We start from the raw sequence: 13,750 nt of genomic DNA on the forward strand, positions 1-13,750 counted from the left end.
TCGTTGAGGAGAAGCGTATGTCAGGAGCAAAACCACGCGAGAGTTGGCTCTCGACGACCGACCGGCTTGCGCCGCTGTTGATGCTCGCGCCGGCGACGATCTTCACGTTGTTGATGATCGGCTTTCCATTTGTGTATGCCGGTTATCTTTCATTGCACAAACTGACACTCGGCTCGCCAACGCCGCCCGTGTTTATCGGCTTGGACAATTTCATCAAAGCGCTTGACGACCCGGTTTTTTGGACTGCCCTGCGCGTCAATCTTTTTCTCTATGCTGTCGGTCTGATTCTCGAACTGGTTCTCGGCACGTACATTGGTATCCTGCTCGGACAACAACTACGCGGCGTCGCGATTGCGCGCGTGCTCGCCGTTTTTCCCGCCGTCATTCCCTCCGTCGCAATCGGGTTGGTGTTCGTGCAAATGTTCGATCCCGCGCAAGGGTTGTTCAATTTTGCATTGCGCGCGTTTGGACAGCGACCGCTGGCGTGGCTCGCCGCGCCGAACACGGTTTTGCAAAGCATCCTGCTCGTCGAGGTGTGGCAGTGGACGCCGTTTATCGCGTTGATCGTGATGGGCGCGATGCAAACGCTGCCGACCGAACCGTACGAAGCCGCCGTGATTGACGGCGCGTCCGGTTTTCAGATTCTGCGTTATCTCACGCTGCCCATGTTGCGTCCGGCGATTGTCGTCGCCGCGATGCTCCGCACCGTAGACTTGATGCGGATTTTCGATAGCGTGTACATTATGACCCAGGGTGGACCGATCAACTCGTCCATGACGCTCAACGTGTACGCGTTCACGCAAGGATTTCTGTTTTCCCAGTTCGGCTATGCCAGCGCGATTATGCTCGTCTTGCTGGGTTTGACTGTTATCGCCAGCGCGAGTTTGGGCGCGTTGCGCCGGAGGTCAGGCGTATGAAACGACTGAATTGGCGCGGTGCGCTCGGCAAAATGTTTGTCTATCTGCAAATCATTTTGATGTTGTTTCTGATTTTGTTTCCGATTCTTTGGATGGTGCTATCGTCGTTTCGCTACAACGTGGACATCACCGCGTACCCGCCCAAGTTGATTGCGCCGGTCACCGGCGAAAACTATGTGAACCTCGTGCAGACGAACAACTTTGGACGCATCGCGGTCAACAGTGTGATCATCGTCACCGGCTCGACCCTGCTGGGAATGTTCCTGGGTGTGCCAGCGGCGTACGCGGCGGCGCGGTTCAAAAAACAAAACTGGGCGTTTCTGATTTTGCTCGCGCGAATGTCGCCTGGGATTTTGTTTCTGATTCCCTGGTACATGGTCGCGCTCGCCGTGCAGATGACGGACAATTACATCACGTTGATCTTGACGCACACGGTCATCACGATGCCGGTGATCGTCTGGCTGATGATTTCGTTCTTTGAGGAATTACCGCCGGAGATGGAAGAGTCCGCGATGATGGACGGCTGTTCGCGCTTTCAGGTTTTGCGCTTGATCGCGATTCCGCTTGCGGTGCCGGGCATCGCCGTCTCTGCGATTCTCTCATTCATTTTTTCGTGGAACTATTTTCTGTTCGCGCTCGTGCTTGCCGGTTTCAAAACGATGCCGCTTACAGTTGCCGCGTTTCAATTCATCGGCACTTCGGCGGTCAACTGGGGCGGCTTGATGGCGGCGGCAACCGTGATCAGTGTTCCGCCGATGATCTTGACGATGTTCTTGCAACGCTGGCTCGTGCGCGGTCTCACCGCCGGCGCGGTCAAGGGCTAGTGGCGAATGGCAAATGGCGAATAACGAATAGCGGATAGAAAATTCCATTTGCCATTTGCCATTTGCCATCTGCCATCTGCCATTCGCTAGCACAGGAGATTTCAATGAAGAGTGCAAAATTTTTGGGGCAAGATAAAATTATCATCGAGGACACGCCGATGCCGAAACCCGGTGTCGGCGAGGTCCTGCTCAAAACAAGTTATTGCGGCATCTGCGGCTCGGACAAGCGACTGTTTCACAACGGCGCGAAGGTAACGCCGGGTCACGAACTTACCGGCGTCGTCATCGAAAACGGCGCTGACGCCAATGTGCCGATCGGTACACGCGCCGCGATCTATATTCACAAGTACTGCGGCAACTGCAAGTTCTGTCGCGTCGGCGAAACGAATCGCTGTCTGAATGGCGATGGCTTGGTCGGTTGGCAAACGGCTGGCGGGTACGCCGAAGACTTGCTCGCGCCCGCCGCGTCCATCATTCCCCTGCCCGACGACATTAACGACGGCGAAGGCGTATTGTTGCTCGATACGATTGGCACGGCGGCGTATGGTATTCGCAAGTGCGTAGAAGCGGCGAGCTCGCGCGCGCGTTCGGATGACGCGGCGGTGATCGGATGCGGTCCGCTCGGACTTGGCAGTTTGCTCGTTCTGCTCGGCATGGGCTGGCAGAATGTGTACGTGTTCGATCCGGCAGAATCGCGTTTGCAAACAGCAATCGCATTTGGCGGCAAGCGCCTGGATCCCGCCTTGCCGGAAAATGATAGCCGGTTCAGCATCGTCGTCGAAGCGAGCGGCAGTCAGCCCGGACGATTGACGTGCATCAACCTGGTCGAAGCGGGCGGCGCGGTCTTGTTCCTCGGCGAAAGCGATTTGCCGACGACGGTGCAAGAGACGCCCAAACTGCGGCGCAAGGATTGCAATTATCTACGCACGTTTTACTTTCCGATCAATCAAGCGCAGGACAATATGGAATTACTGCGCGCGTGTCGTCCGCAGTATCGGCAAATGATCGCCGATGTCGTTTCGCTCGAAGGGCTGGAGCAAGCGTTCGTGGATTTCATCGCCGGCAAAACGCTCAAGCCGTTGGTGAAACCCAGTGTGTGAGTGAGATCAAAACGAAGGAGGATAAAAAATGAAATTCTATCTTGACAGCGCCAAGATTGACGAGGTGCGTTATGCCAATCAAATGTGGAACATTGATGGCGTGACGAGCAATCCGCGTCACGTTCGCAACAGCGGCAAGCCGTTTCTCGCCGTCATTCGGGAACTCGCCAAAGAGTTCGAGGGTACGGACAAACACATCTCGGTCGAAGTGAATCCGCATCACACCACCGCCGAAGCGATGGTCGAGGAAGGCGCGAAACTCGCGGCAATGTCGAAAAATTTTGCGATAAAAATTCCGGCGACCGAAGCTGGGTTCAAGGCGTGCCAGCTGTTGAGTCAGCGCGGTATTCGCGTGAACCTCACGCTCGCCTTTTCCGCGGCGCAAGCATTGCAAGCCGCACGCATGGGCGCAGCGTATGTTTCGCCATTCATCGGGTGGAAAGAATCGAACGGCGAAGAAGTGTCGCACTTTATCGGCGAGATCGTGCGCATCTATCGCAATTACGATTACAAGACCGAGATCATCGTCGCGGCGGTCCGCAATGCGCGGCAGATCGTCGAAGCGGCAGTTGCCGGCGCGGACATCGTAACGGCTGGGTTCGATGTGTACAAAGATGCCTTCGATCACCCGTACACCGCCAAGGGCTTGAAGATTTTCAGCGATAACTGGGACGCAACTCCGTACGAGTGAGCCGACTTGGAACGTTGAGTACGGACAAGCGCGAATATTTTTATCCGCGAATCACGCGAATTTTCGAGACTGTAGCATGCCCGCCGGTAAAATGGCAATTGAAATTGCCCCGCGTGAGCCGTTGGCTGGTCGCCCGCCTACGCGGGCGAATTTCGCGTCCACGTAGGCAATTGTCCCGAATGCAATGAGGGATGGACGCCCGGCGGAACGCCCACCAAAGGCGATTTCAATCGCCCCGGTCGGTCGCCATCATCATCGGACCCAACGGCGCGGGCAAGTCAACCTTGCTCAAGACCATCTACGGGTTTCTCCGACCGCGGAGCGGGACGATACGATTTGGCGAACGCGCGATAGCGAACTTGCAACCGCACGAGATTAAACATCTGGGCATCAGCTACATTCCCCAAGAATTCAACATCTTTCCGCATTTGACCGTCGAGCAGAATCTCCGGATGGGCGCGTGGATTTTTCGCAATGACAAGGCGCGGCTCAAGCAACAATTGGAATACCCGCACGAAATTTTTCCGGCGCTCCAACAATTTAGCAAGATCAAGGCAAATACCCTGAGCGGCGGACAGTTGCGGATGCTCTCGATTGCCAAAGAGGTGATGACGAGTCCCAAATTGATGCTGGTGGACGAGCCGACGGCAGGGTTATCGCCCAAGGTGGCGCAGGAGGCGTACGAGTTCTTGATCCGCACGCAACGCGCGCTGAAAGCCGCGATGCTGTTGGTGGACCACAATATGGAAGAAGCGATTCAACTCTCGGACTATGTGTACGTCGTGGATATGGGACGTGTGCGCGTGCACGGGGCGCGGTCGGAATTCGACGCGGCGCGCATTCGCCAGATCATCCAAGCTTGTTTGCTCGGCGTGTGAGGACATACATGATGAAGCAATGGGCGCGATCCAACAGAGCCGCTTGGCTGCTCCCCACCTTGATTGTTTTCGTATTGGCAATCGCGCCGGGATGGTTGGGCGATTACGCCAAGCACATCGTTATCGTCAGTTTATATTACATCATCATGGCGGCGAGTTGGAATTTATTGGCGGGATACACCGGACAGTTTTCCCTCTCTCACCAAACCTTTGCCGCGCTGGGCGGGTATGCTTCGGGATTGTTGATCTATTATTTCAAAGTTCCTCTGGCAGTTGGATTTGTTGCGGCGGTGCTGACCACACTGCTCACCGGTTATTTTCTGGGGCGACTGGTCTTGAAAATGCGCGGCATCTATCTCGCCGTCGCCACGTGGGCGTTTTCCGAATCGTTCCGGCTGATCATTTCCGCGCTGTACACGTACACACGCGGGGATCAGGGATTGCCGGTGCCGCCGCTATTTGAAACGCTCAACCCGATCAACTATTATTACCTTTTCCTCGGGCTGACTGTCGTTTTACTTTTCGCGATGTACGTCGTACTCAAGTCACCGATTGGTTCGTTCCTGCGCGCGATCAAGGACGACGAACTTGCCGCGGCGGCGATGGGTGTGGACACGGTCAAGTGGAAACTTTTTGTGATGACGTTCGCCAGTACCATCGCGGGAATCGCCGGTTTCTTTTACGCGCATTACATCGTGATTCTTTCGCCCGTCATGCTCTCGTTCAACGAAATCGGCAAGATCGTTATTATGGTCGTGTTCGGCGGCTTGGGTACCTTCATCGGTCCGTTGATCGGCGCGCCGGTGATCGTCATTCTCTCCGAACTGATGCGCGACTTTGCCGAGTGGAATATGGTTTTTTACTCGTTGTGCGTCATCGTCATCATGCGAACGTATCGCGAAGGACTCACGAGTTTGTTACGCCGGCTGGTCAGCCGATGGATCAACCGGCGGCGCGTCGCCTCCGATACGTAACGGGGAAATCAATCCCGCGAAAGGATGTCGAATGGAATTTGCGGAACGCGTCACCCATCTCGCTCCTGAAGGCGCGTATCACATGTTGGCGCGCGCCCAGGCGTTAGAAGCCGCTGGACGCGAGATCATTCACTTGGAAATTGGACAGCCCGACGTTCCCACGTTCGATAACATCGCGCAAGCCGGCATTCGCGCGATCAACGATGGATACACGCGCTATACTCCAACCGCCGGGATGAAATCGTTGCGCGAAGCGATCGCGCGCGATGCGGGCAAACGCCGCGGCATCGCAGTGCGCGCATCCCAGGTAGTGATCGGACCCGGCGCAAAGCCGGCGCTCTTTTTTCCAACGCTCGCGCTCGTGCGTCCCGGCGACGAGGTGATTTATCCCGATCCTGGTTTTCCCACCTACGAAGCCATGATTCGTGCGGCAGGCGGAATTCCCATCGCGGTGCCGTTGAATGAGGAACAAGATTTTTCTTTCGACTTGGCTGCCTTTGACCGGCTAGTGAACGACCGCACTCGAATGATCATCCTCAACTCACCCAGCAATCCTACTGGCGGTGTGATGCCGCTCGATGCGCTGGAACACATCGCCGCGGTGGCGCAGCGCCGGAATATCTGGGTGCTTTCCGATGAAATTTACGCGCGCACGACCTATGACGGATTGTGCGCGCCCAGCATGGCGACGCTGCCCGGCATGATCGAGCGCACGATCATTTGCGACGGGTTTTCCAAAACGTACGCGATGACCGGCTGGCGCTTGGGTTTTGGCATCATGCCTGTGCCGCTCGCGGAACGCGTCGAGTTGTTGCTGACTCACTCGGTTGGCTGCACGGCGAGTTTCACCCAGATTGCAGGATTAGAAGCGATCAATGGTCCGCAGGATCAGGTGGACATTGTCGTCACCGAGTATCAACGCCGGCGCGATACGCTTGTCGCGGGGTTGAATGCGATCCCAGGTATTCGCTGTCGCAAACCGCAAGGCGCGTTCTACGTTTTCCCCAATGTATCTTCCTTTGGGCGTTCATCCCACTGGCTGGCGAATTATTTGCTCGAGGAAGCCGGGGTCGCGTTGTTGTCCGGTGTGGCATTCGGCGCGCAGGGCGAAGGATACCTGCGCTTGTGCTACGCCAATTCGATGCAAAACATTCAATCGGCGATCCAGCGACTTGGCAGTGCGCTTGCAAAACTATAATCGTTCAAGACCTTCCAGGTCTTCAAGACCTGGAAGGTCTGTGCATCCAAGTCCGTGTGAACCGGCAAGGTCATCTGCGACCTTGCCGGTTTGCGTTGCGGCGCAACGGAGCGAAGGTCGAACGCGTCAATCGCCGGTTGCATTCCACCGCGCGCTGTGATACAGTAGGCGCGCGGTTAGGTAGGTCAGGAGTCGAACGTGCTTTTAGGCAAAGGAATCTTCGCGAGCACCGGCATTCGACTGCGCGCCAGTCTCATTTTTTCTGCCGGCTTGTTTTTGCTGATCGGCGCGACCGTCTTCGTCACATACCAAATCAGCGATTCGGTCGCCCGGGATGATGCGCTGCTCACCGCGCTCACCCGGCTGCGCGCGGAGTGGCTGGTCTATCCCGCGCCCGCCGATTTGGCGAATTCCGCACGCGCGCTATTGAATAGCCGCGTGGACGACCTGACGGTTGCCGAGTCGCTCGAACGGTTGGCGAACGCCGCCCAGGTTGCCAGTCCGCCGCGTGGCGATGCTGAAATCACGCGCGCGTTCGACGATGTGACACGCGCGATTCAATTGCGCCGCGAAAACAGCGAAGGCATGGTGCGCGGCATGTTCGCCGCACTCTTTCTCAGCACGCTGGCGTTTCTGATGATCGGCTTGTGGTTCACGCAACAGACGATTGTCGCGCCGGTCGAATCGCTGGACCGCATTGCGCGGCGCATTGCCCAGGGCGATTTCGATACGGCGGTAGCGCTGGATGGACAAGGCGAGTTCCGCGAACTGGCGCGCAGTTTCGAGACGATGCGCGTCAATCTCCATCACTCGCGCGAACAGACGAACCGGTTTACGCGCGAGCTCGAAGCGCATGTGACCCAACGCACCCAGCAACTCGCCGCGTTGTCCCAGGTCATCGCCGCCGCCAGCCGGTCGCTCGAACTCGAAACCGCTGCGCGCACCGCGCTAGAGCAATCGCTCCAGGTTATCGGCGTGGAGATGGGCGGCTTGTGGTTGATGGATGAAGCGACCGGCGATTTGCATCTCACCGTGTCGCGCGGCATGTCCGAGCGCATGCAACGCGAAGTGCACATCCTGCGCGGCGAGGATAGCGTGACCGGTCGCGCGGCAATGACCGGGCAAATCATCGCGCTGGAGGACATTAACCTGGTGCCGCACATGGTTCACTCGGTGGCGATTCACGACGGGGTCCGCAGTGTCGTGGCGGTGCCGATCAAGGTGCGCGAGCGCGTGCTGGGTGTCCTGGATATGCTGACCCGGACAACACGGACATTTACACCGGAGGAAATCGCGTTGCTCACGTCCATCGGTCAACAGATCGGCATCGCGGTGGACAGTTTGCGTTTGATGTATCAAGTGCGCGAGCAAACCCAGCGCGTCGCGTCATTGCAAGAACGCGAGAGGATCGGCGTCGAACTGCACGATGGGTTGCTGCAAACCCTGGGCTATCTCTACTTGAAGATGGATGTGCTCGAAGCGCAATCGAGTTCGCGCGGTATGCCGGAGATCGCCGAGCAACTCGCCGCCCAACGCACCGTGCTCGACCGCGCCGCGCAGGATTTGCGACAGTCCATCGCGAATTTGCATGATCTTCCCGCGCCGCCGCTGGCTTTGCAAACCGCGTTGAGTGAAATGGCGGACGAGTTCATGCGCGAATCCGCAATGAGCGTCACCCTTCAAACCGGCGCGGAACCGTTTTGGCTTGCCGCCGACAAAACCGTTCACCTCGTCCGCATCGCGCGCGAAGCCCTGTCGAACGCGGAGCGGCACGGGCGCGCGCGTCACGCGACGATTACGTTCCAAACGCGCGATGGTCGCGGCGAGTTGTGGATCGCGGATGATGGCGCGGGATTCGATCCGGGTATTGCGCCAACGGACGGGCGCAAGCATTTCGGTTTGAGTGTGATGAAAGCGCGCGCGGCGAGTCTCGGTGGAAATCTGCGCGTCGAATCCGCGCCGACGCGCGGCGCGCGCGTTTGCGTCGAGTGGCAGTTGCAAGAGGAGAACTCTCATGCGAGTGATGGTCGTTGACGATCACGCGCTCTTTCGCGAAGGCATCGTCGGACTGCTCAAACAACAACCGGATATGGAAGTCGTCGGCGAGGCGAGCGACGGACTCGAGGCGCTCGTGCTGGCGCGCAATCTCAAACCGGACGTGATTCTGATGGATGTCACGATGCCGGGCACGAACGGGATTCAAGCGACGCGTCTCATCAAGCAAGAATTGCCCGCGACGAACATCATCATGTTGACCGTGCGCGACGAGGACGAGAATCTATTCGAGGCGATCAAGAGCGGCGCGCAAGGATACTTGCTCAAGACCATTCGCGCGCAACAGTTGATCGAAATGCTTCGCACGGCGCAGAGCGGCGAGCCAGCCATCAGTCCCTCGCTCGCTGCGCGCATGATCGAAGAATTCCGTCGCCTCGCGTCATCATCCCTCCCGCTTTCGCCCGAGGAAGAGAAGGCGACCGAACTGCTCACCCCGCGCGAGCGCGAGGTGTTGGCATTGATCGCGCGCGGCGCGAGCGATCGCGAAATCGCGCAGGCGTTGACGCTCAGTTTGTATACCGTCAAGGCGCATGTGCGCGCGGTGCTCCAAAAACTCCAAGTCGCCAGCCGGCACGACGCCGCGCGAATGGCGCGACAGAGCAATGCTCCCAAGAACTAGTTCTTTTCTCGCGGAATCTAGTTCCAAATATCCTTCTAATCTCAAGCCAAGAGTGATGGGCTTGAGATTTTTTTTGTGTTACGATGCGCGCGAGTACATTTGCAAGGAAGCAATGTAAGCCGGCATCGTAGCCGCATTCGTCTTTTGACTCTCCGTTGTTTCCCCCGGCTGAATGCTCTCCTTTGCAAATTGCGTATCACGAAAGGAGGGACTATCGAGCAATCCACATTCATGCGCTAGTCGCATTTCGATTCGGTTCTGCGCGTCACTAGAGCGAATTCCTGATTGTTTACGGTCGAGACCGGTCAGATTTGCTTCGCGGAGAACCGGACAAGTTTCGACCGTCGCATTCCGTAAATCAAATCGGAAACTGCACAAAGGAGAGTTGGATTATGGCAACGGAATCGTTAAGAGCCGGCGCGGTCGCGCCGACTGTTCCGGTGGATAGTATTCAGATTGGCGTCAGCCGACCGGCGTTAAAAGTGGATGACTTGCCGACGCCGGAAGAAGTATTCAAAGTTTCCAAGATCGGCATCAAAGAACTTGTCACCTTGGTGCTGGGTCCCAGTATGATCGCGCTCGGCGTCTCGATCGGCAGCGGCGAGTGGTTGCTGGGTCCGTTGGGGTTTGGCAAGTTTGGTTTTATCGGTCTCGGCTTTCTCGTTACGATCTCGGCGATTCTCCAAACATTCTACAACGTCGAAAACGCGCGCTACACGATGGCAACCGGCGAAGTGCCGGTCGTCGGCTTTACGCGCACGCCGCCCGGGACGAAGCTGTGGGTGCCGCTGACCTTGTTCCTGATCTACCTGGCGTGGGTGTGGGGCGGTTGGGCGGCGGCGGCGGGTCAAAGCATCTTTGCGATTTTTGCCGGGCGCACGTTCGCCGCGAGCAACCCCGCGGAATTGCAAACGGTGCGGATCATCGCCATCGCGTTATTGTTCCTCTCGCTCGGCGTGTACCTGTTCGGCAAGAAAATTTCGCGCACGCTCGAACTTTTGGAAACAGTTGCGGTGTTCGTCATCCTCGTCGTGCTAATCCTCCTCGCCATCGCGTTCACGCCGGCGAGTCTGTGGATGACGATGCTTGCGAGCATCGTGACCCCCGCGGCGCTCCCCAAAGGGATTGATGCGACGACCCTGGGTTCGATCATCGGCTATACCGGCTTTGCTTCCGGCATGAACTTTATGCTGATCAACTATTATCGCGATCACGGTTACGGCATGGGACACAAGGTCGGCTTTTTCTCCGGTTTGTTCGGCGGTCAAAAGCAAGAGGTGTTGCCCTCGGGCATCACCTTCCGCGAAACCGAGAAAAACGCCAAGACCTGGAAACGCTGGTTCCGTTTTCTCGTGATTGACCAGTGGGTCGTCTTCTTCACCGGCGCGATGATCGGGATGTTCATTCCCAGCGTCATGGTGGTCGCGATGGCGATCACGCCCGGCGCGGCGGAACCCACCTCGGCGAATATGCCGGTGTATGCCGCGATGGAGTTGGGCAAGCGCGCCGCGTGGCTCTTCCCGTTCGTCTTGGTGCTCGGCGCGTTGATTCTGTGGAAGACGCAAACGACGCTCCTGGAAATGTTGGTCCGCAACACGACCGACACCGCGATTGCCGTCAGTCCGCGCCTGCGCGCATGGATCGGCGGCGACCCGCGCAAGTTCTACTATCTGGTCGCCGTCGCGCTCATCGTCTTTATCAGTTGGGTCATCCACCAAGCATTGCCGACCCAGTTGTTGCAGTACTCGGCGAACATGGCGAACCTGGCATCCATCATCTATCCGCTCGTGCTGATCTACTTGAACAGCAAACTGCCCAAGCCAGCGCGCGCGGGTTGGTGGTCGTACGTCATGCTCATCGCGAACGTCCTGTTCTTCGGTTTCTTCTTCGCCAACTTTGTGGCGTTGCAGCTCACCGGACAACCGCTGGTCAAGTTCTAGTCAGACGCCCAGGTTGTCAAGACCTTCCAGGCGCGTACGCGAAACCTGGAAGGTCTGGTGTCGCCATCGGCGTGGACTGCATCCCCGCGTGCGCGAGGGTGCAGTCCATTCGCGTCCAATCGCGACTTGCCAAGCGCGCGGCAAAGTGTTAAATTCTAAACACTCTGGCGGGCGAGGCAGAAAGGTGATGGAACCCACGCGCGCAACCGCGAACGTATCCAAATCCCAACTTGAAGCATGGACGATTGCGCCGCTGATCGAGCCGCCGTTGGCAAACGGTTTTCGGCTTCTCGGCGTGATCGGTCCAGGCGCGATTCTGCTTGGCTTGTCCATCGGCAGCGGCGAATGGCTGCTCGGACCCGCGGCGTTCGTGCAACACGGACCGACGCTGTTGTGGGTCACGACCGTGGCGGTCGTCCTGCAAACCGTGTTGAACACGGAACTCATTCGTTACACGATGTACACCGGCGAACCGATCTTTGCCGGGTTTATGCGCACCAAGCCCGCGTCTTCTTTCTGGGCGATCTTTTATTCGCTGTTGTGTTTCTTCCAGGTCGGTTGGCCCGGCTGGGCTGGCACGGCGGCGGGCGCGATTTTCTATCTCTTTATCGGACGACTCGCCGGCGCGGGCGACGCGGACGCGGTGTACCAGATCGGCGTCGCGACGTTTCTGACGTGTGTGTGCATTTTGTTGTTCGGCGGTCGCATCGAACGCACGCTCGAAATTCTCAATTGGATTCTCGTCGTTTTTATTTTTGCCGGACTAATTGGCTTGTGCATCATCTTTGTCGCGCCCGCCGGTTGGTTCGCCGGACTTGCCGGCTTGATCGGGTATGATCTCGACGCGCGCGCGTTCAACTTTTTGCCCATCGGCGCGGATTGGTCGTTGATTGGCGCGTTCGCGGCGTACTCGGGCGCGGGCGGCGTCGTCAATTTGATGTTGTCGGGCTGGGCGCGCGACAAGGGCTTTGGCATGGGCGCGGTCGTCGGTTACATTCCGGCGGCGGTGGGCAGTCAGCGTGTTCACCTCGCGCATCCGGGGAGCGTGTTTCCGATCACGCCGGCGAATCTCAAAAATTGGCGCGCGTGGTGGCGCATCGCGCTGATTGATCAGTGGGGCGTGTTCGGCATCGGCGCGCTGTTGTGCATGTTGTTGACCGCGTGTCTCTACATCGCGTTCATTCCGCCGGGCAAGGATATTCGCGGGCTGGGCATCGCGGCGGAACTGGCGAATGCCGTGGCGGCGCGCGGCGGTGTGATGATGACGTATCTCGTCGCGCTGCTCGGCGCGTGGATTTTGTTCAAGACGCAACTCGACATTCTCGACGGCATGGTGCGCGCGGTCACGGACATTTTGTGGACGGGCAGTCGCCGGGTGCGTGCGTGGCGCGGCGGTGATGTCCGCGTGGTGTACTATGCGGTCCTCGCCGTCGTCGTTGCGTGGGGCTTGATCGCGCTGCGCTGGACGCAGCCGATCATTTTGCTTGAACTCGGCGCGAACATTTCGGGCGTCGTCTTTGTGATCTCAGGCGCGCATGTTTTGTATCTCAATACGACGGTGTTGCCAGTCGAGTTGCGCCCGCCGGTGTGGCGACGTGTGGGTCTGATCGCGCTTTCGGTGTTCTATGGCATCTTCGTTTGGTTGTGGTTGATGGGCGGCTTTGTGCCCGATCCGACTAAAGGATTTGTGTTTCAGCTTTTCAAGTGATGGTTGGAAGTTAGAAGTTGGAAATTAGGTTGGAGGTTAGAACCTGTCCAACCTCCAACATCTACTCTACAGGAGAGCATGATGCGCGTACAATTATTCCTCACCTGTCTCGGCGAAAATTTTTTCTCGCCGGTGCTCAAAGATATGGTGAGCGTCCTGGAGCGGTTGGGCATGGACGTAGCGATGCCCGAAGGTCAAACGTGTTGCGGTCAGCCGTTTTACAACAGCGGCGCGCAGAGCCAAGCCGTCGCGCCGGCGCGGAATTTTTTGCGCGTGTTTGGTCCGACCGACGGTTACATTGTCGCGCCCTCCGGCTCGTGCGTGGATTTTGTGCGGCATCACTTGCCGGAATTGTTTCCCGCCGAGACGCGGGAACACCGTCTCGCGCAAGAGGTCGCCGCGCGCACGTACGAGTTCAGCGAATTTCTCGTGCGCGTGGCGAACGTGCGCGATGTCGGCGCGACGTTTCCGCACAAGGTCACGTACCACGCTTCGTGTCACGCGTTGCGCGGACTGGGTTTGCGCGAGGAGTCGAAACAACTCTTGCGCGCGGTCAAGGGCGTGGAACTTGTTCCGCTCAACGAAGAAGAAACGTGTTGCGGTTTCGGCGGCGTGTTCAGCGTCGTGTATCCCGAAGTGTCGTCGAGCATGATGCAAGCCAAGATCAAGAACATTCAGGAGAGCGGCGCGGAGTTTGTTGTGATGGGTGATCCTGGGTGCATGATGAACATTGCCGGCGGCTTGAAAAAAATCGGTTCGCCGATTCGCGCCCTGCACCTGATCTCGGTGTTGGCGGCGCAGTAAAGGATGAAGGATGAAGAACCCGATTTCCCTCATTTCCCTCAG

At 57.8% G+C, this 13,750-nt stretch carries 13 protein-coding genes; 12 read left to right on the top strand and 1 reads right to left on the bottom strand.

Features of this window, described 5'->3' with window-relative positions:
* Positions 1–17: 17 nt before the first annotated feature.
* The 7 genes from HY868_26810 (at position 18) to HY868_26840 (ending at position 6,582) form a co-directional block, all read left to right on the top strand.
* The gene (locus HY868_26810; protein MBI5305768.1) at positions 18–917 is read left to right on the top strand and encodes a sugar ABC transporter permease; all 900 of its coding nucleotides are present in this window, start codon (positions 18–20) and stop codon (positions 915–917) included.
* Complete coding sequence (locus HY868_26815) at positions 914–1,741, top strand: carbohydrate ABC transporter permease (protein ID MBI5305769.1); 828 nt, start codon at positions 914–916, stop codon at positions 1,739–1,741. The genes HY868_26810 and HY868_26815 overlap by 4 nt, the downstream gene beginning before the upstream one ends.
* 104 nt (positions 1,742–1,845) lie before the next feature.
* Positions 1,846–2,841, top strand: coding sequence for an alcohol dehydrogenase catalytic domain-containing protein (locus HY868_26820; GenBank protein MBI5305770.1), 996 nt, complete (start codon positions 1,846–1,848; stop codon positions 2,839–2,841).
* Positions 2,842–2,869: 28 nt separating this feature from the next.
* Positions 2,870–3,532, top strand: a complete 663-nt coding sequence (locus HY868_26825; protein ID MBI5305771.1) for a transaldolase — start codon at positions 2,870–2,872, stop codon at positions 3,530–3,532.
* A 191-nt stretch (positions 3,533–3,723) separates the two neighbouring features.
* Positions 3,724–4,410, top strand: a complete 687-nt coding sequence (locus HY868_26830; protein MBI5305772.1) for an ATP-binding cassette domain-containing protein — start codon at positions 3,724–3,726, stop codon at positions 4,408–4,410.
* 8 nt (positions 4,411–4,418) lie between these two features.
* A complete protein-coding gene (locus HY868_26835) occupies positions 4,419–5,384 on the top strand; it encodes a branched-chain amino acid ABC transporter permease (GenBank protein MBI5305773.1) in 966 nt (321 codons plus the stop codon).
* Positions 5,385–5,415: 31 nt separating this feature from the next.
* Positions 5,416–6,582 carry a pyridoxal phosphate-dependent aminotransferase gene (locus HY868_26840; GenBank protein ID MBI5305774.1) on the top strand — a complete coding sequence of 389 codons (1,167 nt, stop codon included), beginning with the start codon at positions 5,416–5,418 and terminating at the stop codon, positions 6,580–6,582.
* Here HY868_26840 and HY868_26845 read toward each other — a convergent pair.
* Positions 6,537–6,725 (bottom strand): hypothetical protein, encoded by a 189-nt coding sequence (locus HY868_26845; GenBank protein ID MBI5305775.1) that lies wholly within the window; start codon positions 6,723–6,725, stop codon positions 6,537–6,539. The genes HY868_26840 and HY868_26845 overlap by 46 nt on opposite strands.
* 55 nt (positions 6,726–6,780) lie before the next feature.
* Here HY868_26845 and HY868_26850 point away from each other — a divergent pair, with 55 nt between their 5' ends.
* The 5 genes from HY868_26850 (at position 6,781) to HY868_26870 (ending at position 13,708) form a co-directional block, all read left to right on the top strand.
* On the top strand, positions 6,781–8,616 hold the full coding sequence (locus HY868_26850; protein MBI5305776.1) for a GAF domain-containing protein: 1,836 nt from the start codon (positions 6,781–6,783) through the stop codon (positions 8,614–8,616).
* The gene (locus HY868_26855) at positions 8,597–9,256 is read left to right on the top strand and encodes a response regulator transcription factor (GenBank protein ID MBI5305777.1); all 660 of its coding nucleotides are present in this window, start codon (positions 8,597–8,599) and stop codon (positions 9,254–9,256) included. The genes HY868_26850 and HY868_26855 overlap by 20 nt, the downstream gene beginning before the upstream one ends.
* A 392-nt stretch (positions 9,257–9,648) precedes the next feature.
* Positions 9,649–11,196, top strand: coding sequence for an Nramp family divalent metal transporter (locus tag HY868_26860; protein MBI5305778.1), 1,548 nt, complete (start codon positions 9,649–9,651; stop codon positions 11,194–11,196).
* Between the two features lie 187 nt (positions 11,197–11,383).
* Entirely contained in the window at positions 11,384–12,904 is a 1,521-nt protein-coding gene (locus HY868_26865; GenBank protein ID MBI5305779.1) for an Nramp family divalent metal transporter, read from the top strand.
* A 78-nt stretch (positions 12,905–12,982) separates the two neighbouring features.
* Positions 12,983–13,708, top strand: coding sequence for a (Fe-S)-binding protein (locus HY868_26870; GenBank protein ID MBI5305780.1), 726 nt, complete (start codon positions 12,983–12,985; stop codon positions 13,706–13,708).
* Positions 13,709–13,750 lie beyond the last annotated feature (42 nt).

Source organism: Chloroflexota bacterium (assembly GCA_016219275.1).
Lineage (GTDB): Bacteria > Chloroflexota > Anaerolineae > UBA4142 > UBA4142 > JACRBM01.